Origin of the sequence: Streptomyces sp. RKAG290, from assembly GCF_023701695.1 — a bacterium.
Taxonomy (GTDB): Bacteria; Actinomycetota; Actinomycetes; order Streptomycetales; family Streptomycetaceae; genus Streptomyces.
This window is the reverse complement of record NZ_JAJOZC010000001.1, coordinates 3,875,239-3,892,979: the sequence shown is the minus strand read 5'-3', so window position 1 is coordinate 3,892,979 and position 17,741 is coordinate 3,875,239. Positions and strand designations below refer to the sequence as shown.

Sequence of the window (17,741 nt, the reverse complement as noted above, 5' to 3'; positions counted from 1 at the left end):
CGCCTACCGCCCCGCACACCCCGGGTACAGTGGCAGCTGGTCAACAACACGACAAGAATTCTCCAAAGGGTGTGCCGGGAAGTCTGGTCGGCAAGTGCATCAGTCATGCCATCGCTGCCGTACCGCCCCGGAGGTCCTCACTCGTGGCCGCGCCCACCCCCGCACCCCCCTCCCCCCGCCGCACCTTCCTGGGACGCCTGCCGCTCCCCGAGCGGAACTACCTCACCGACGCACTGCGGGCCGAGACAGTCGGCGGAGTCATCCTGCTGGTCGCCGCGGTGGCCGCGCTGGTCTGGGCGAACACCTTCGGCTCGAGCTACGCGAGCGTCAGCCACTTCCACTTCGGACCCGAGGCGCTCGGTCTGCACCTCTCCGTGGCGCACTGGGCGGCCGACGGGCTGCTCGCGGTCTTCTTCTTCGTCGCGGGCGTCGAGCTCAAGCGCGAACTCGTCGCGGGTGAGCTGCGGGACCCCAAGGCGGCGGCCCTCCCGGTCGTCGCCGCCCTCTGCGGCATGGCCGTTCCTGCGGCCGTCTACGCCCTGGTGACGGCGCTCGGCGGTGGCTCCACGAACGGCTGGGCCGTCCCCACAGCCACCGACATCGCCTTCGCGCTCGCCGTCCTGGCGGTCATCGGTACCTCGTTGCCGTCCGCGCTCCGCGCGTTCCTGCTCACGCTCGCCGTCGTCGACGACCTCTTCGCGATCCTGATCATCGCGATCTTCTTCACCGACAACATCGACTTCATCGCGCTCATCGGCGCCTTCGCCGGTCTGGCCGTCTTCTACCTGCTGCTGCGCCTGAACGTGCGCGGGTGGTACGTCTACCTGCCGTTGGCCCTGGTCATCTGGGGGCTGATGTACAACAGCGGCGTCCACGCCACCATCGCCGGCGTCGCCATGGGCCTGATGCTGCGCTGCACCAAGCGCGACGGTGAGGCGCGCTCCCCCGGCGAACGCATCGAGCATCTGGTCCGTCCGCTGTCGGCCGGACTCGCCGTACCGCTGTTCGCGCTCTTCTCCGCCGGGGTCTCGCTCTCCGGCGACGCGCTGGCCGGGGTGTTCACCCGCGCCGAGGCGCTCGGTGTGGTGCTGGGGCTCGTCCTCGGCAAGACGATAGGGATCTTCGGCGGTACCTGGCTGGCCACCAGGTTCACCAAGGCCGAGCTGAACAAGGACCTGGCCTGGGCCGATGTCTTCGCGGTCGCCTCACTGGCGGGGATCGGCTTCACCGTCTCGCTGCTGATCGGCGAGCTCGCCTTCGCCGGCGACGACGACATGATCAATGAGATCAAGGCGTCGGTTCTGCTCGGCTCCCTGATTGCCGCCGTACTCTCCGGTGTACTGCTCAAACTCCGGGTACGCAGATACCGGGCGCTGTTCGACGCGGAGGAGCGCGACGAGGACGAGTCCGGGGTGCCCGACATCTACGAACAGGACGATCCGGAGTACCACCTGCGGATGGCCGCGATCCACGAGAGGAAGGCGGCCGAGCACCGCCGCCTTGCCCAACTGGCGGGGGCAGCGAGCAACAAGCCGGACGGTCCGGCATGATCTGTCATCGGACGTGTTGAACAGGAGAGGGAGTCAGGGATGAGCGACCCCGGCAATTACGCGGGCAGCGCGGACCGCAGTCTCGGCCAGCTGGTCGCCACGGCGACGGCCGAGATGTCGGCGCTGGTGCACGACGAGATTGCCCTGGCCAAGGCAGAGGTGCGGCAGGACGTCAAGCGTGGCGTCATCGGCAGCGTGGCGTTCATCGTCACGGGTGTGCTGATTCTTTTCGCGATCCCGGTGCTGAGCTTCGCGGCCGCGTACGGAATCCACAACCTGGGACTGGGCCTCGCCTGGTCGTTCCTGATCGTCGGCGGCGCGTTCATTCTGCTGGGTATCCTGCTCGCGCTCTTCGGCTACGCCAAGTTCAAGAAGGTCAAGCCGCCGGAGAAGTCGATCGCGTCGGCCAAGGAGACCGCTGCCATCCTGCAGGGCGTCAAGCCGCACCCGCGTGCGAGCGTCGGTGCGGACGCGATCCTTCCGGCAGGCGGCAGCTCACTTGCGGACAAGGCCATCGAGAACCGTCCGGTCCAGGACAAGGCGACAGCTGTGGCACGCTCATCCACATGACCGTCCCCGATTCCAGCGCATTCGGCCCAGCAGGCCCGGAACACCGGACGGGCCACGAGCAGCCGGCCGGCCCTGCCGCCACACCGCAGCCCCCGGCCTCACCGGCTTCCGGCGGCCCGCTGGGCCCCCCGGCCGGATCGGGTGGCCCGGTCCGGCTGGACGGCCCCTGGACCCACCGGGACGTGGCGGCCAACGGCGCCCGTTTCCACATCGCCGAAATGGGTGAAGGACCACTGGTCCTGCTCCTGCACGGCTTCCCGCAGTTCTGGTGGACCTGGCGCCATCAGCTGCCGGCACTCGCCGAGGCGGGGTTCCGGGCGGTGGCGATGGACCTGCGCGGAGTGGGCGGCAGCGACCGCACCCCCGGGGCTACGACCCGGCCAACCTGGCTCTGGACATCACCGGCGTGATCCGGTCACTCGGCGAGCCGGACGCCGCCCTGGTCGGCCACGACATGGGCGGCTACCTCGCCTGGACCGCCGCGGTGATGCGCCCCAAGCTGGTGCGCCGGCTGGTGGTCTCCTCGATGCCGCATCCGCGGCGGTGGCGCTCCTCGATGCTGTCCGACTTCGCGCAGTCCCGCGCGGGCTCGTACATCTGGGGATTCCAGCGGCCCTGGGTGCCGGAGCGTCAGCTCGTCGCGGACGAAGCGGCGTTGGTGGGCCGGCTGATCCACGACTGGGCCGGGCCGCGGACCGCGGAGTTCCCCGACGACGCGACGATGGATGTCTACCGGCGCGCGATGTCCATCCCGTCCACGGCGCACTGCTCGGTCGAGCCGTACCGGTGGATGGTGCGCTCACTGGCCCGTCCGGACGGCATCCAGTTCTACCGGCGCATGAAGCGGCCGGTCCGGGTGCCCACGCTGCACCTGCACGGTTCACTCGATCCGGCGGTACGCACCCGGAGTTCGGCGGGGTCCGGCGAGTACGTCGAGGCACCGTACCGTTGGCGACTTTTCGACGGTCTGGGGCACTTCCCCCACGAGGAGGATCCGGCCGGGTTCTCGGCCGAACTCATCAACTGGCTCAAGGATCCCGAGCCCGACCGCTAGCCGATACGCACGCGCGTCCTACGAACAGCCACTTGCCTGCCGCATAGGCCAATTGGCTGACGGATGGGCGATTACCGACCATGAGGCACGGGCAGACGTCGGGGTATGGGCTGGACGCACGACTTCGGTGACGCAGCACGCAATCGTCGCTCGACCGCCACGGCGGTTACGGGCACTCATGAGGGGATCGGCCGTCAGGGCCGGGTGCACGCTATGCATGTTCTGCATGATCCCCGGCTCGGCATTCCGCGCATCCTCCGCCGCCGGGCCCGCTGGGTCTCGGCGCGGCTGCGCCATCCGCGCGGATAATCCCCACGGACGGCCTCACGGCCGGCCGCCACCACCCTCACGCTCTGACTCCCCGGTCCTTCTCGGGCTGAGTGCAGTCCCGCAATCCCTGGCGGGACAGCTCTCAGAGCGCACACGCCTGGCTGTCGACCTGCTGGTTGGCGGTGCGGCCCTGTGCGATGTCCTGGCGGATCTCGTCGGCCGTCAGCGCATAGCCGGTGTCCGGGTCGTCGAGCGACTTGGCGAAGACGACTCCGTACACCTTGCCGTCGGGGGTCAACAGCGGTCCGCCGGAGTTCCCCTGACGGACCGTGGTGAAGAGTGAGTACACGTCGCGGCGGACGGTGCCCCGGTGGTAGATGTCCGGGCCGTTGGCGTCGATACGGGCGCGGACCCGCGCGGAGCGTACGTCGTACGAGCCGTTCTCCGGGAAGCCCGCGACGATCGCGCTGTTACCGGTCTCGGCGTCGTGGTCGGTGTCGGTGAACTTGAGCGGCTTCGCGTCGAGATCCGGCACGTCGAGTACGGCGATGTCGCGCCGCCAGTCGTAGAGGACGACCTTCGCGTCGTAGAGCCGCCCCTGGCCGCCGATCTGGACGGTCGGCTCGTCGACGCCGCCGACGACGTGGGCGTTGGTCATCACCCGGCGGTCGGAGAAGACGAAGCCGGTGCCTTCGAGGACCTTCCCGCAACTCGGAGCCGTACCGACGACCTTGACGATGGACTGCTTGGCGCGGGTGGCGACGGGGCTGCCCGCCAGGGCCGGGTCAGGGGGGCTGACTTCGGTGATCGGCTCGTTGGCGAACGGGCTGAAGACCTGCGGGAAGCCGTTCTGCGCGAGGACCGAGGAGAAGTCCGTGAACCAGGTCGAGGCCTCCGGCGGCATCACCCGGGAGATGCCGAGCAGGACCGAGGAGCTGCGGACCTCCTTGCCCAGCGTCGGCAACGACGTACCGGCCAGCGCGGAGCCGATCAGCCAGGACACCAGCAGCATCGCCACGACGTTGACCAGGGCGCCGCCCGTCGCGTCCACGGCGCGCGCGGGCGACCACGTGATGTACCGGCGGAGCTTGTTGCCGAGGTGGGTGGTGAAGGCCTGCCCCACCGAGGCGCACACGATCACGATGACGACCGCGACGACGGCGGCGGTCGAGGAGACCCCGGAGCCGTCCGTCGCCTGGTCCCACAGGATCGGCAGCAGATATACGGCGACGAGACCGCCGCCCAGGAATCCGATCACCGACAGAATGCCGACGACGAAACCCTGGCGATAGCCGATGACCGCGAACCACACAGCGCCGGCCAGCAGCAGGATGTCCAGCACGTTCACCGTCGATTGCCTCGCAGATTCGTCACCCGGCCCGTACGTCTCCACGGGTCCGGGCGGGCCCGGAGCGGCGGAGCACGGGAGTCAGCCTGTCATGCGCGCCAGTCGAGCGGCACCTGCTTGGCCCTGTCCCAGGGGCGCTCCCAGCCGGCGAAGTGCAGGATCCGGTCGATCACACCGGCCGTGAACCCCCACACGAGTGCGGATTCGACCAGAAATGCCGGGCCCAGGTGGCCGCTGGGATGCACTGCCGTCGCCCGGTTGGCCGGGTCCGTGAGATCCGCCACGGGGACCGTGAAGACCCGCGCCGTCTCGCCCGGGTCGACGACACCGACCGGACTGGGCGAACGCCACCAGCCCAGTACCGGCGTCACCACGAAGCTGCTCACCGGAATGTAGAGCCGGGGCAGCACGCCGAACAGCTGCACACCGTGCGGATCGAGGCCGGTCTCCTCCTCGGCCTCCCGCAGCGCGGCCCGGAGCGGACCCGTCGTCGCCTGGTCGCCGTCCTCCGGGTCCAGGGAGCCACCGGGGAAGGAGGGCTGCCCAGGGTGCGAGCGCAGGCTTCCGGCCCGCTCCATGAGGAGCAGTTCGGGTCCGCGCGCTCCCTCGCCGAACAGGACGAGAACGGCCGACTGGCGTCCCGCGCCGTTCTCCGGCGGCAGGAAACGGCTGAGCTGCTGCGGCTCGACGGTACGCGCGGCGCTGGCGACCGGCTCCAGCCAGCTGGGCAGGCCCTCGGTGGTGACCGTGATCGCGGCGTCGCGGCCGGCAGTCACCCCGGGCACGGCTGACGCGGCCGCAGCGGCCGCGTCCGTGCTGTGTTCATGCGTCTTCATGGGCACCCCTCGTCTCACAAACGCCTGTCGTCCCGCATTTCGTTCCAGAGCGGCGCCACTAATCAGCCGGCGCCCAGGGCGGGGGCGGGCTTGCCCGGGTAGTCCGGCGGGGGGCTCAGCCGCTGCCCCGGCTGCCCGCCCATCTCGTACTTCAGGAGCTTGCGCGCCTTCTCGGGGTCCGTCTCGCCTTCTCCGTACGAGGGACAGAGCGGGGCGATCGGGCAGGCGCCGCAGGCAGGCTTGCGGGCGTGGCAGATACGGCGGCCGTGGAAGACGACGCGGTGCGAGAGCATCGTCCACTCGCTCTTGGGGAAGATCGCCGCGATCTCCGCCTCGACCTTCTCCGGATCCTCCTGGTCGGTCCACTTCCAGCGGCGCACCAGCCGGCCGAAGTGGGTGTCGACCGTGATGCCCGGCACTCCGAACGCATTGCCGAGAACGACATTGGCGGTCTTGCGGCCGACTCCCGGCAACGTCACGAGGTCGGCGAGGCGCCCGGGCACCTCGCCGCCGAAGTTGTCCCGGAGGGCCGTGGAGAGGCCCATCAGCGACTTGGTCTTCGCCCGGAAGAAGCCGGTCGGCCGAATGATCTCTTCCATTTCCTCCGGGACGGCCGCGGCCATGTCCTCGGGGGTGGGGTAGGCGGCGAAGAGCGCGGGGGTGGTCTGGTTGACCCTCAGGTCGGTGGTCTGGGCGGACAGGACCGTGGCGACGAGGAGCTCGAAGGGGTTCCTGAAGTCCAGCTCCGGGTGCGCGTAGGGGTAGACCTCGGCGAGCTCACGGTTGATCCGGCGGGCCCGGCGGACCATGGCCAGGTGCGATTCAGGTTTGCCCTTCCCCTTCGGCCCCGCACCCGGCGTCGTGGCAGGCTCCTGCCCGGCCTTCGGCTTCTTCACCGGGCCGGCGCCACCAGCCCGCCGCGCCGGGCCTTTTGTCGCTTTTTTCGCTCCACTCGCAGCCTGTTCGCCCACAGCGGAATTACGGCCTTCCGACACCCCATCAGCCCCCTTGGCCTGCGCTCTCACCGGCGTTCTGGACACCCGGCCAGCCTAGAGCCAGCCACTGACATCCGCCCCGGTCACCGGCGATCCGCCCCCGATCGGCCCCCTGCCGTACGCTCCGGCACGCGCGTGCGTCAAACTGGTTTGTGATTGATCGCACTGTTTTACCGTCCGGCATGATGGGGACCACGGTTCCCTGAACAGGCCGACAAGGAGAGAACTCGTGGACGACGTTCTGCGGCGCGCCCCGCTTTTCGCGGCGCTCGATGATGAGCAGGCCGCGGAGCTCCGCGCCTCGATGAGTGAGGTGACCCTCGCGCGCGGCGACGCGCTCTTCCACGAGGGTGACCCCGGCGACCGGCTCTATGTGGTCACCGAGGGCAAGGTGAAGCTCCACCGCACGTCCCCCGACGGACGCGAGAACATGCTCGCGGTCCTCGGCCCCGGCGAACTGATCGGTGAGCTGTCGCTCTTCGACCCGGGCCCGCGCACCGCCACCGCGACCGCGCTGACCGAGGTGAAGCTCCTCGGCCTCGGCCACGGCGACCTGCAGCCCTGGCTGAACGTGCGTCCCGAGGTGGCCACCGCCCTGCTGCGTGCCGTCGCCCGGCGCCTGCGCAAGACCAACGACCAGATGTCCGACCTGGTCTTCTCCGATGTGCCCGGCCGTGTCGCCCGTGCGCTCCTGGACCTGTCGCGCCGCTTCGGCGTCCAGTCCGAGGAAGGCATTCACGTCGTGCACGACCTGACCCAGGAGGAGCTGGCCCAGCTGGTCGGCGCCTCCCGCGAGACGGTCAACAAGGCTCTCGCCGACTTCGCCGGCCGCGGCTGGCTGCGGCTGGAGGCCCGTGCCGTGATCCTGCTGGACGTGGAGCGGCTGGCCAAGCGGTCCCGCTGACCCCGTGGCGAACAACGTGTGAGGGGCCCCACCGGCGTCGGTGGGGCCCTCACACGTTGCGGATGACAGAGCGGGCGCTCAGATCAGACCGTGCTCCTCCAGGTACTCCAGCTGCGCCAGCACCGAGAGCTCCGCCGCCGGCCACAGCGACCGGTCCACGTCCGCGTACACGTGTGCCACCACCTCGGACGACGTCCGGTACCCGGCCTCCACGGCCGTCTCCACCTGGGCCAGCCGGTTCGCGCGGTGCGCCAGGTAGAACTCGACCGCGCCCTGCGCGTCGTCCAGCACCGGGCCGTGCCCCGGCAGCACCGTGTGCACCCCGTCGTCGACCGTCAGCGAGCGCAGCCGCCGCAGCGAGTCGAGGTAGTCCCCCAGCCGCCCGTCCGGGTGCGCGACCAGCGTCGTGCCCCGGCCGAGGATCGTGTCCCCCGTCAGCACGGCACGGTCGGCGGGCAGATGGAACGAGAGCGAGTCCGCGGTGTGCCCCGGGGTCGGCACCACGTACATCTCCAGCCCGCCGGTCGTGATCACGTCCCCCGTGCCCAGACCCTCGTCGCCGAGCCGCAGCCCCGGATCCAGGGCGCGCACCTTCGTACGGGTCAGCTCGGCGAAGCGCGCCGCGCCCTCGGCGTGGTCGGGGTGGCCGTGGGTGAGGAGCGTGAGGGCGATCCGGCGGCCCGCCTGCGTGGCTGCGTCGACGACGGCCCGCAGGTGGGCCTCGTCCAGCGGGCCCGGGTCGATGACCACCGCGAGATCGGAGTCGGGCTCGGCGACGATCCAGGTGTTGGTGCCGTCCAGCGTCATCGGCGACGCGTTGGGCGCGAGGACGTTGACCGTACGAGTGGTGGCGGAGCCGGACAGCACCCCGCCGCGCGGCTGCCCCGGCAGCGCTGCGGCGTCGCTCATGCCGCCCCACCGCCCGCGCCGCCGGCCGGGATGTGTTTGGTGAACTCCTCGTGCCCGGGCCAGCTCAGAACCAGCTCCTCACCCTCCAGGCGGGCCTGTGCGAGCACGGGAGCGAGGTCCTGGGCCGAAGCCGCCTCCAGCGCCTGCGCGGCGGTGGCGTACGCCCTGAGCCCGCGCAGCGTCGAGACGGTCGGCGGCATCATCAGCAGCTCGCCGCGGTCGTAGCCCTCGATGGCATCGGCGGGAGCGATCCACACGGTGCGGTCGGCCTCCGTGGAGGCGTTACGGGTGCGCTGGCCCGCGGGGAGCGCGGCCACGAAGAACCAGGTGTCGTAGCGGCGCGGCTCGAACTCCGGAGTGATCCAGCGCGCCCACGCGCCGAGCAGGTCCGAGCGCAGGACCAGCCCGCGTCGCCGCAGGAAATCGGCGAACGACAGGTCACGCGTCACCAGCGCCGCGCGGTCGGCCTCCCAGTCGGCGCCGGTGGTGTCCGTGACGACCGTGCCGGCGGTCGGGCCCGCGAGCAGGACACCCGCCTCCTCGTACGTCTCACGGACCGCCGCGCAGACGATCGCCTGCGCCTCGGCCGCCGTGGCGACCCCGAGCCGCTGCGCCCAGCTCTCCGGCGCGGGCCCGGCCCAGCCGACGAGCAGGTCGTCGTCGCGCGGGTCGACGCCGCCACCCGGATAGGCGTACGCCCCGCCGGCAAAGGCCATCGACGTGCGCCGGCGCAGCATGTGGACAGTGGGCCCGCCCCCGGTACCCGCGGCGGCGTCCCGGAGCAGCATCACGGTGGCAGCGCGCCTGGGCACCGTCGCCGTCAGCTCCCCGGCGGCGAGGGCCCGGATCCGGTCGGGCCATTCCGGTGGGTACCACTGACCATTGGACATGGCCGGAGGCTATCCGGAACCGTGACGATGTTCGAGAGGGGCGGCGATCCGTACATGCCCTGTACACAGACGCCCCGGAGCTGCCCCGGGCACGGAAGATCCCGCCCGGTCGCCATGACCGGACGGGATCGAGGAAGAGCGGAAAAGAGCAGGCCAGAGAGGACCGCCTGAGCGGAGCGGGGCGAGAGCGCCACGGCGAAGAGCCCGCAGCGGCAGGGCTCAGACCCCGGTCAGCTCGACCTGGACCTCGACCTCGACCGGCGCGTCCAGCGGCAGCACCGCGACACCCACGGCACTGCGGGCGTGCACGCCCTTGTCGCCGAGCACCGCACCGAGCAGCTCGCTCGCGCCGTTGATCACGGCCGGCTGGCCGGTGAAGTCGGTGGCCGAGGCGACGAAACCGACGACCTTCACGACGCGCGCGATCCGGTCCAGGTCACCGGCGACCGACTTCACCGCGGCGAGCGCGTTGAGCGCGCAGGTCTTCGCCAGCTCCTTGGCCTCGTCGGGCGTGACCTCCGCACCGACCTTGCCGGTCACGGCGAGCTTGCCGTCCACCATCGGCAGCTGGCCCGAGGTGTACACGTACACCCCGGACTGCACGGCCGGCTGGTACGCGGCCAGCGGCGGCACCACCTCGGGCAGGGCCAGTCCCAGCTCGACGAGCTTCGCCTCGACGGCGCCCGCCACTACTGCTTCTCCCGCTTCAGGTAGGCCACGAGCTGCTCGGGGTTGTTCGGGCCGGGAACGACCTGGACCAGCTCCCAGCCGTCCTCGCCCCAGGTGTCCAGAATCTGCTTGGTCGCGTGCACGAGAAGGGGCACGGTCGCGTATTCCCACTTGGTCATGGCCCGACTGTAATGCCTGAGCAATCCACAGGACGCCCGGCCTCGTGCGTAGCCTGCGGCGCGACTGGTTAGGCTCGAATACGTGAGCAGGTTCCAGGTCGTCAGCGGCAAGGGCGGTACCGGTAAGACCACGGTTGCCGCCGCTCTCGCGCTCGCCCTCGCGACCGAGGGCAGGCGCACTCTCCTCGTCGAGGTCGAGGGCAGGCAAGGCATCGCCCAGCTCTTCGAGGCGGACTCCCTTCCGTACGAGGAGCGCAAGATCGCCGTCGCGCCCGGCGGCGGGGAGGTGTACGCCCTCGCGATCGACGCGGAGCGCGCCCTCCTCGACTACCTCCAGATGTTCTACAAGCTCGGCAGCGCGGGCCGGGCGCTCAAGAAGCTCGGCGCGATCGACTTCGCCACCACCATCGCGCCCGGTGTCCGGGACGTCCTACTGACCGGCAAGGCGTGCGAGGCGGTGCGGCGCAAGGACAAGCAGAACCGGTTCGTCTACGACTACGTGATCATGGACGCGCCGCCGACCGGCCGCATCACCCGCTTCCTCAACGTGAACGACGAGGTGGCGGGGCTGGCCCGGATAGGCCCGATACACAATCAGGCGCAGGCCGTGATGCGGGTGCTGAAGTCCCCGGAGACCGCAGTCAATCTGGTGACCCTGCTGGAGGAGATGCCGGTCCAGGAGACCGCGGACGGCATCGCCGAACTCCAGGCGGCGGAACTTCCGGTGGGCCGGGTCATCGTGAACATGGTGCGCCCGCACGTGCTGGACGAGGACGCGCTGCGCACGGCGGCCGGCGGCCGGCGCAAGGAGATCGCGAAGACGCTGACCCGGGCCGGTGTGACCGGCTCCGCCGGGCTCGTACGGCCGCTGGTCGAGCAGGCCTCCGAGCACGCCCAGCGGGTCGGTCTGGAGCGCGAGCAGCGTGCCGTGCTGGCCGGCCTCGGGCTGCCCGGCTACGAACTCCCGCTGATCGGCGAGGGCGTGGACCCGGCCGGGCTGTACGACCTGGCGATCGAGCTCCGTAAGCAGGGTGTGGGCGAAGACGCGGCGGGACAAGGGGTGGGTTCATGACATCGGACAGGACCAGGGACCGGACCGCGGCCGAGGCCGCGGGTGCTGAACCGGAGGCCGGTACGGAGGCGGACCCGGGCGGGGGACAGGGCACCCCGATGGCTGCGGCCGATACCGCCCCCGGCCTGGACACCGACGCCCTGCTCGACGACCCGGACATCCGGATCATCGTGTGCTGCGGTTCGGGCGGGGTCGGCAAGACCACGACCGCCGCGGCGCTCGGCGTGCGGGCGGCCGAGCGCGGCCGCAAGGTCGTCGTCCTCACCATCGACCCGGCCCGCAGGCTCGCCCAGTCCATGGGCATCGACTCGCTGGACAACGTCCCCCGCCGGGTCAAGGGGATCGAGACGCGGGGCACCGGTGAGCTGCACGCCATGATGCTCGACATGAAGCGGACCTTCGACGAGATCGTCGAGGCGCACGCGGACGGCGAGCGGGCCCGCGCGATCCTGGAGAACCCCTTCTACCAGTCCCTGTCGGCCGGCTTCGCGGGCACGCAGGAGTACATGGCGATGGAGAAGCTCGGCCAGCTGCGGGCGCGCGAGGAGTGGGACCTGATCGTCGTCGACACCCCGCCGTCGCGTTCCGCGCTGGACTTCCTGGACGCACCGAAGCGGCTGGGCTCGTTCCTGGACGGGAAGTTCATCAAGCTGCTGATGGCGCCGGCGAAAATGGGCGGCCGGGCCGGGATGAAGTTCCTCAACGTGGGCATGTCGATGATGACCGGGACGCTCGGCAAGCTGCTGGGCGGCCAGTTCCTGCGGGACGTGCAGACGTTCGTCGCGGCGATGGACACCATGTTCGGCGGGTTCCGCACCCGCGCCGACGCCACGTACAAGCTCCTCCAGGCACCCGGCACGGCGTTCCTCGTCGTCGCGACGCCGGAGCGGGACGCGCTCCGCGAGGCGGCGTATTTCGTGGAGCGCCTAGCGGCGGAGGACATGCCGCTCGCGGGCCTGGTCCTCAACCGGGTGCACGGCAGCGAGGCCGCCCGGCTCTCCGCCGAGCACGCGCTGGCCGCCGCAGAAAATCTTGAAGCCGCCGGCATTGTGGATCAGACGGCCGGGAAGGCTGGACTTCGTGAGCCCGCCGACTCCCCCGACGCCGGGACCACACACGCCACGGACACCGCTGGAGCCGCCACCCCCGACCCGGCCGAGCATGCCTCGGAGCACGAGCCCGCCGACACACCCCAAACCGATGCAGACGCCGTCACCGTCGAACAACTGACGGCAGGTCTGTTGCGTCTGCATGCCGAACGGATGCAGGTGGTCGCGCGCGAACAGCGCACACGCGACCGCTTCACCACACTGCACCCCGAGGTGGCCGTGACCGCAGTGGCCGCGCTGCCCGGAGATGTCCATGACCTCGCAGGACTGCGAGCCATCGGGGACCGGCTCGCGACCGGTTCCGCTCCGGCCGGAGCTGCGTAGTCCCCCCGTCATCCGTCACCGGCCCGCTGCGCAGGCCCGTCGCACGGCATTCGCCGAGCCGGGTCCGCCGCACGGGGCCGGGTGACCGGTCGTCCACCGCCCGGGCTACCCCACGGCTGCGAACGCATCGTGCAGTTCGTCGTCCTCCAGCCCGATCGCCACGGGCAGGATGCCCGTGGACTGCTCGTACTCGCTGCGTGCGGTCTCCAGCAGCCGGCGCCAGGACGTGACGGTCGGGCGCCTGCGCAGCAGTGCGCGGCGCTCCCGCTCCGTCATCCCGCCCCACACGCCGAACTCGACGCGATTGTCCAGCGCATCGGCCAGGCACTCGGTCCGCACCGGGCATCCGGTGCACACCGCCTTGGCCCTGTTCTGCGCTGCCCCTTGTACGAACAGTTCATCCGGATCGGTAGTGCGGCAGGCTGCCTGCGCACTCCAGTCGGTTACCCAGCCCATCCCGGCGCCGTCCTCTCCCGAATCGAGGCTCCCCCACGGCGACAGCGGCATATTCACCGCTGCCAGTTGAGGACGTTACGGAAGGTGGCGACAGCACAACACCCCCTTCGGGCCCAATCTTGAATGGCCCGAACGGACTATGCGTATGCGGCAGATCACCCAGGGGAGTGAGGTGAGGACATGCACGACTATCCAGCCAGAATCTGGACAGATCACCCGAGTCACAACGGACGTTCGATGACACACGAGGCGATTTCGGGAGCGCCTGAACTCGTGGTCGGGTCGTGCAGGGGGGTTGATACGGAACCGGACTGCTGTGACAGTTGAGAGCAGCTTAGGCCAAGGCATATACGTGTGTCCGGCGAATGAGAACGTAGGCTGCCCCCATGCCAAAGAAGCGCTCGGGCGGGGGTCTCACGACGACCCAGCAGGCCGCCAAGTTCCTCGGTGTCGCCGCACTCTCCGGAGTGGTCCTGGCGGGCATCGCGCTGCCGGCCGCCGGAGCACTGGGTCTCGCCGCCAAGGGAACCGTCGACGGATTCGACGAGATTCCGGCCAACCTGAAGACCCCTCCGCTGAGCCAGCGCACCACGATCCTGGACAACCAGGGCGGCCAGATCGCCACGGTCTACTCGCGCGACCGCACCGTGGTGCCGCTGAAGAGCATCTCCCCGTACATGCAGAAGGCGATCATCGCGATCGAGGACGCGCGCTTCTACCAGCACGGCGCGGTCGACCTCAAGGGCATCCTGCGCGCGATGAACCGCAACGTGCAGTCGGGCGGGACCGCGCAGGGCGCGTCGACACTCACCCAGCAGTACGTGAAGAACGTCTTCGTCGAGGAGGCGGGCGACGACCCGGCCAAGGTCGCCGAGGCCACCCAGCAGACGCTCGGCCGCAAGGTCCAGGAGCTGAAGTACGCAATCCAGGTCGAGGAAGAGCTCGGCAAGAAGAAGATCCTGGAGAACTACCTCAACATCACCTTCTTCGGTCAGCAGGCGTACGGCGTCGAGGCCGCCTCCCAGCGCTACTTCTCCAAGTCCGCGAAGGACCTGAAGCTGGAGGAGGCCGCGCTGCTCGCCGGCATCGTGCAGTCGCCGAGCCGCTACGACCCCGTCAACGACACGGAGGAGGCGACCAAGCGTCGCAACACCGTGCTCCAGCGGATGGCGGATGTCGGGGACGTCTCGCAGGACGAGGCGGACAAGGCCAAGGACACCCCGATCAAGCTGAAGGTCAAGCGGCCGCAGAACGGCTGCATCACCGCCGTCAGCGGCTCAGGCTTCTTCTGCGACTACGTACGGCAGATCGTCACGGGCGACCCGGCCTTCGGCAAGACAGCCAAGGACCGTGCCAAGCTCTGGGCGGTCGGCGGGCTCACCATCAAGACGACTCTGGACCCGCGGTCGCAGGCCGCCTCCAACGAGGCCGCCACCTCCCGGGTCAACAAGGACGACAAGATCGCCGACGCGGTGGTGCAGGTGAAGCCCGGCACCGGACAGATCATGGCGATGGCCCAGTCCCGCCCCTACGGCCTGGACCAGTCCAAGCACCAGACCGTGCTGAACCTCGCCGTCGACCACAAGATGGGCGGCAGCTACGCCGGCTTCCAGGTGGGGTCGACCTTCAAGCCGATCACCGCGGCGGCGGCGCTGGAGAAGGGCATCAGCCCGGCCCAGAGCTTCACCTCGGACCACCAGATCAGCCTGCCCGGCGAGAGCTTCCGCACCTGCGAGAACGCGCCCGCGGACACCCGCCCCTGGGAGGTGTCGAACGAGCTCGAGACGGAGAAGGGCACGTTCGACATGACCAGCGCGCTGGGCAAGTCGATCAACACCTACTTCGCGAAGCTGGAGCAGAAGGCCGGCCTCTGCGAGACCCTCTCGATGGCGGACAAGGTCGGCTACATCCGCGGCAACAACAAGCCGCTGCAGCCGGTCGCCTCCACCACCCTCGGCGGCCAGGAGTCGACCCCGCTGGCGATGGCCTCGGTGTACGCCACCTTCGCCAACCGCGGGAAGTACTGCTCCCCGGTCGCGATCCTCTCGGTGACCAAGCCGGACGGCAAGCAGATGGACGTCCCCAAGTCGACGTGCACCCAGGCGATGAGCGAGCACACCGCGGACACCATCAACCAGATGCTGAAGGGCGTCGTCGAGGACGGCACCGGAACGCAGGCCGGTCTCAGCGACCGTGACAACGCGGGCAAGACCGGTACCACCGACGAGCGCAAGAACGCCTGGTTCGTGGGCTACACGCCGAACCTGTCCACGGCCGTATGGGTCGGCAGCGACGGCGCCAGGCAGATCCCGATGAGCAACATCACCATCGGCGGCCAGTACTACGACGACGTCTGCGGTGGCTGTCTGCCCGGTCCGATCTGGAAGACGGCGATGACCGGCTCCCTGAACGCCTCCGAAACCCCGGCCTTCACCCCGGTCTCCGTGCCGCGGGCGAAGCCGAAGGAGGACAAGGACAAGGGCGGGAACCGGGACAGGGACAAGAACAAGCCGGGCGAGGGCGACGACAAGCCCGGCGACGACAGCCCCTTCCCCGGCATCAGCATCTCGCCGGACCTGATCGGCGGCAACGACGGCAACGGCCGAGGCCAGGGCGGGACGCACGGTCCCTGACCTGCGGCTGCGGTGGACATGAAGGTGGGGCGCTCCCTGTCCGGGAGCGCCCCACCTTCATGTCCACGGGCCCGACCGCCAGGCTCTCCCGCGAGCCCAGCCCACGATCCCAGCCAGTTATCTCAGCCCGAGATCCCAGCTCTCAGTCTCAGCCAGCGATCTCAGCTCTCGATCTCAGCCCGCGAGGAGCTTCTTCACCGCGGCGGCCACCCGGCCGCCCTCCGCGCGCCCCGCGACCTTCGGGTTCACGATCTTCATGACGGCGCCCATGGCGCGCGGGCCCTCGGCCCCGGCGGCCTTGGCCTCGTCGACGGCGGACGCCACGATCGCGGTCAGCTCGTCGTCGCCCAGCTGCTTCGGGAGGTAGGCGTCGAGCAGCTCGCCCTCCTTCTTCTCCCGCGCGGCCTGCTCGCTCCGGCCGCCCTGGGAGAAGGCCTCGGCCGCCTCGCGGCGCTTCTTCGCCTCCTTGGCGATCACCTTCTGCACCTCGTCGTCGGAGAGTTCGCGGGACGTCTTGCCGCTGACCTCCTCCTTGGTGATCGCGGTGAGGGTCAGCCGGAGCGTGGACGAGGTCAGCTCGTCGCGCGCCTTCATGGCCGTGGTGAGGTCTTCCTTGAGCTTGGACTTGAGCGTGGTCATGTGGTGATTGTGGCAGGTACAGGGCACCCGCCGCCCGCCGGTTTTCCTGTCGGCCCGCGCTGTCTGCGACGATGGGCACATGCGCGCACGCTACGGAGTACCCCTGAAAATCACGGCGGTCACCGCCGCGGCCGGCGCCGTGGGCCTCGCCTACGCGGCCGGATTCGAGGCCCGCTCGTTCCGCCTGCGGAGGGTCACCGTCCCCGTACTCCCGCACGGAGCACGTCCGTTGCGCGTCCTGCAGATCTCCGACGTCCATATGGTGAGCGGCCAGCGCAAGAAGCGCGCCTGGCTGAACTCCCTGGCCGGACTGCGCCCGGACTTCGTCGTGAACACCGGCGACAACCTCTCCGACCCGGAGGCCGTACCGGAGCTGCTCGACGCACTCGGTCCGCTGATGGAGTACCCGGGTGTGTACGTCTTCGGCTCCAACGACTACTACGGCCCCAAGCTCCGTAACCCCGTCCGCTACCTCTTCGAGAAGACCGCGGGCAAGCACGGCCTCAACGGGAACGCCCCGGCGGTCGACGTCGTCCACAACCCGTGGGAACCGATGCGCGACGCCTTCGACGAGGCGGGCTGGCTGAACCTGTCGAACACCCGCGGCCGCCTCAAGCTCGACGGCCTGGAGCTCGCCTTCACCGGACTCGACGACCCGCACATCAAGCGCGACCGCTACGCGGAGGTCTCGGGCGGCCCCGAATCGGGCGCCGACCTCTCCATCGGCGTGGTCCACGCCCCCTACCTGCGCTCACTGGACGCCTTCACCTCGGACGGCTACCCGCTGATCCTGGCGGGCCACACCCACGGCGGCCAGCTCTGCATCCCCTTCTACGGAGCCCTGGTCACCAACTGCGACCTGGACACGGACCGGGTGAAGGGCCTCTCCTCCCACTCCGTGGACGGCAACCGCGCCTACCTCCACGTCTCGGCGGGCTGCGGCACCAACCGCTACACCCCGGTCCGCTTCGCGTGCCCTCCCGAGGCGACTCTCCTGACCCTCACGCCCCGGGACTCCTGACCCCGCTCGCCCCGGACCCCGATCGGCACAAAAACCGGATTTCGCCTCCGGCCGCCGGTGGGCTAAAGTAATCGATGTCGCCGGGAGACCGGCGGCGATCGGGGTGTAGCGCAGCTTGGCAGCGCGCTTCGTTCGGGACGAAGAGGTCGTGGGTTCAAATCCCGCCACCCCGACAGCTGAAACACCAGGTCAGGGGCCTGATCCACTTAGTGGATCAGGCCCCTGAGTGGTTTCCGGGGCCCTCTTGGGAGCCGTTTGGGAGCCGACCCCAGAATCCGGCTCCCAAGAGCCGCCGCCAGCGGCACCTCCCCCC

The 17,741-nt window shown here is 70.0% G+C and carries 17 protein-coding genes, 1 tRNA gene and 1 pseudogene; 10 read left to right on the top strand and 9 right to left on the bottom strand.

What is annotated here, in order from left to right:
- Window positions 1-143 precede the first annotated feature (143 nt).
- The 4 genes and pseudogenes from nhaA (at window position 144) to LNW71_RS17015 (ending at window position 3,483) form a co-directional block, all read left to right on the top strand.
- Window positions 144-1,550 carry a Na+/H+ antiporter NhaA gene (gene nhaA, locus LNW71_RS17030; RefSeq protein ID WP_250969005.1) on the top strand — a complete coding sequence of 469 codons (1,407 nt, stop codon included), beginning with the start codon at window positions 144-146 and terminating at the stop codon, window positions 1,548-1,550.
- Between the two features lie 39 nt (window positions 1,551-1,589).
- A complete protein-coding gene (locus tag LNW71_RS17025; RefSeq protein WP_250969004.1) occupies window positions 1,590-2,120 on the top strand; it encodes a phage holin family protein in 531 nt (176 codons plus the stop codon).
- Window positions 2,117-3,174, top strand: a pseudogene (locus LNW71_RS17020) (alpha/beta fold hydrolase). Before LNW71_RS17025 ends, LNW71_RS17020 begins: the two are co-directional and overlap by 4 nt.
- A gap of 105 nt (window positions 3,175-3,279) precedes the next feature.
- Window positions 3,280-3,483 carry a hypothetical protein gene (locus LNW71_RS17015; RefSeq protein WP_250969003.1) on the top strand — a complete coding sequence of 68 codons (204 nt, stop codon included), beginning with the start codon at window positions 3,280-3,282 and terminating at the stop codon, window positions 3,481-3,483.
- A gap of 103 nt (window positions 3,484-3,586) precedes the next feature.
- On the opposite strand, the gene LNW71_RS17010 is transcribed toward LNW71_RS17015, so the two are convergent.
- The 3 genes from LNW71_RS17010 to nth form a co-directional block, all read right to left on the bottom strand.
- Entirely contained in the window at window positions 3,587-4,792 is a 1,206-nt protein-coding gene (locus LNW71_RS17010) for a MarP family serine protease (RefSeq protein ID WP_250969002.1), read from the bottom strand.
- Window positions 4,793-4,881: 89 nt separating this feature from the next.
- The gene (locus LNW71_RS17005; protein ID WP_250969001.1) at window positions 4,882-5,628 is read right to left on the bottom strand and encodes a CoA pyrophosphatase; all 747 of its coding nucleotides are present in this window, start codon (window positions 5,626-5,628) and stop codon (window positions 4,882-4,884) included.
- Between the two features lie 62 nt (window positions 5,629-5,690).
- Complete coding sequence (nth, locus tag LNW71_RS17000; RefSeq protein ID WP_250969000.1) at window positions 5,691-6,623, bottom strand: endonuclease III; 933 nt, start codon at window positions 6,621-6,623, stop codon at window positions 5,691-5,693.
- A gap of 229 nt (window positions 6,624-6,852) precedes the next feature.
- On the opposite strand from nth, the gene LNW71_RS16995 reads away from it, so the two are divergent.
- Entirely contained in the window at window positions 6,853-7,527 is a 675-nt protein-coding gene (locus LNW71_RS16995) for a Crp/Fnr family transcriptional regulator (protein WP_123460131.1), read from the top strand.
- Between the two features lie 78 nt (window positions 7,528-7,605).
- Here LNW71_RS16995 and LNW71_RS16990 read toward each other — a convergent pair whose 3' ends face one another.
- From LNW71_RS16990 to LNW71_RS16975, 4 genes are all read right to left on the bottom strand, one after another.
- A complete protein-coding gene (locus LNW71_RS16990) occupies window positions 7,606-8,436 on the bottom strand; it encodes an MBL fold metallo-hydrolase (protein ID WP_250968999.1) in 831 nt (276 codons plus the stop codon).
- Entirely contained in the window at window positions 8,433-9,326 is an 894-nt protein-coding gene (locus LNW71_RS16985) for an NUDIX hydrolase (protein ID WP_250968998.1), read from the bottom strand. Before LNW71_RS16985 ends, LNW71_RS16990 begins: the two co-directional genes overlap by 4 nt.
- A 219-nt stretch (window positions 9,327-9,545) precedes the next feature.
- On the bottom strand, window positions 9,546-10,016 hold the full coding sequence (locus tag LNW71_RS16980) for a RidA family protein (RefSeq protein WP_250968997.1): 471 nt from the start codon (window positions 10,014-10,016) through the stop codon (window positions 9,546-9,548).
- The gene (locus LNW71_RS16975; RefSeq protein ID WP_003991873.1) at window positions 10,016-10,174 is read right to left on the bottom strand and encodes a DUF4177 domain-containing protein; all 159 of its coding nucleotides are present in this window, start codon (window positions 10,172-10,174) and stop codon (window positions 10,016-10,018) included. The genes LNW71_RS16980 and LNW71_RS16975 overlap by 1 nt, the downstream gene beginning before the upstream one ends.
- Window positions 10,175-10,256: 82 nt before the next feature.
- Between LNW71_RS16975 and LNW71_RS16970 the strand changes: the two genes are divergently transcribed.
- Together LNW71_RS16970 and LNW71_RS16965 are read left to right on the top strand one after the other, a co-directional pair.
- Complete coding sequence (locus LNW71_RS16970) at window positions 10,257-11,246, top strand: ArsA-related P-loop ATPase (protein WP_250968996.1); 990 nt, start codon at window positions 10,257-10,259, stop codon at window positions 11,244-11,246.
- 98 nt (window positions 11,247-11,344) lie between these two features.
- Window positions 11,345-12,679 (top strand): ArsA family ATPase, encoded by a 1,335-nt coding sequence (locus tag LNW71_RS16965; RefSeq protein WP_250972043.1) that lies wholly within the window; start codon window positions 11,345-11,347, stop codon window positions 12,677-12,679.
- Window positions 12,680-12,784: 105 nt separating this feature from the next.
- Here LNW71_RS16965 and LNW71_RS16960 read toward each other — a convergent pair whose 3' ends face one another.
- Window positions 12,785-13,135, bottom strand: coding sequence for a WhiB family transcriptional regulator (locus LNW71_RS16960; RefSeq protein ID WP_250968995.1), 351 nt, complete (start codon window positions 13,133-13,135; stop codon window positions 12,785-12,787).
- 386 nt (window positions 13,136-13,521) lie between these two features.
- Between LNW71_RS16960 and LNW71_RS16955 the strand changes: the two genes are divergently transcribed.
- Window positions 13,522-15,768, top strand: a complete 2,247-nt coding sequence (locus LNW71_RS16955; RefSeq protein ID WP_250968994.1) for a transglycosylase domain-containing protein — start codon at window positions 13,522-13,524, stop codon at window positions 15,766-15,768.
- A gap of 174 nt (window positions 15,769-15,942) precedes the next feature.
- Here LNW71_RS16955 and LNW71_RS16950 read toward each other — a convergent pair whose 3' ends face one another.
- The gene (locus LNW71_RS16950) at window positions 15,943-16,407 is read right to left on the bottom strand and encodes a GatB/YqeY domain-containing protein (RefSeq protein ID WP_250968993.1); all 465 of its coding nucleotides are present in this window, start codon (window positions 16,405-16,407) and stop codon (window positions 15,943-15,945) included.
- Between the two features lie 79 nt (window positions 16,408-16,486).
- On the opposite strand from LNW71_RS16950, the gene LNW71_RS16945 reads away from it, so the two are divergent.
- Both LNW71_RS16945 and LNW71_RS16940 read left to right on the top strand, forming a co-directional pair.
- Window positions 16,487-17,428 carry a metallophosphoesterase gene (locus LNW71_RS16945; RefSeq protein WP_250968992.1) on the top strand — a complete coding sequence of 314 codons (942 nt, stop codon included), beginning with the start codon at window positions 16,487-16,489 and terminating at the stop codon, window positions 17,426-17,428.
- Between the two features lie 99 nt (window positions 17,429-17,527).
- Window positions 17,528-17,601, top strand: a tRNA-Pro gene (locus tag LNW71_RS16940).
- Window positions 17,602-17,741: the final 140 nt, after the last annotated feature.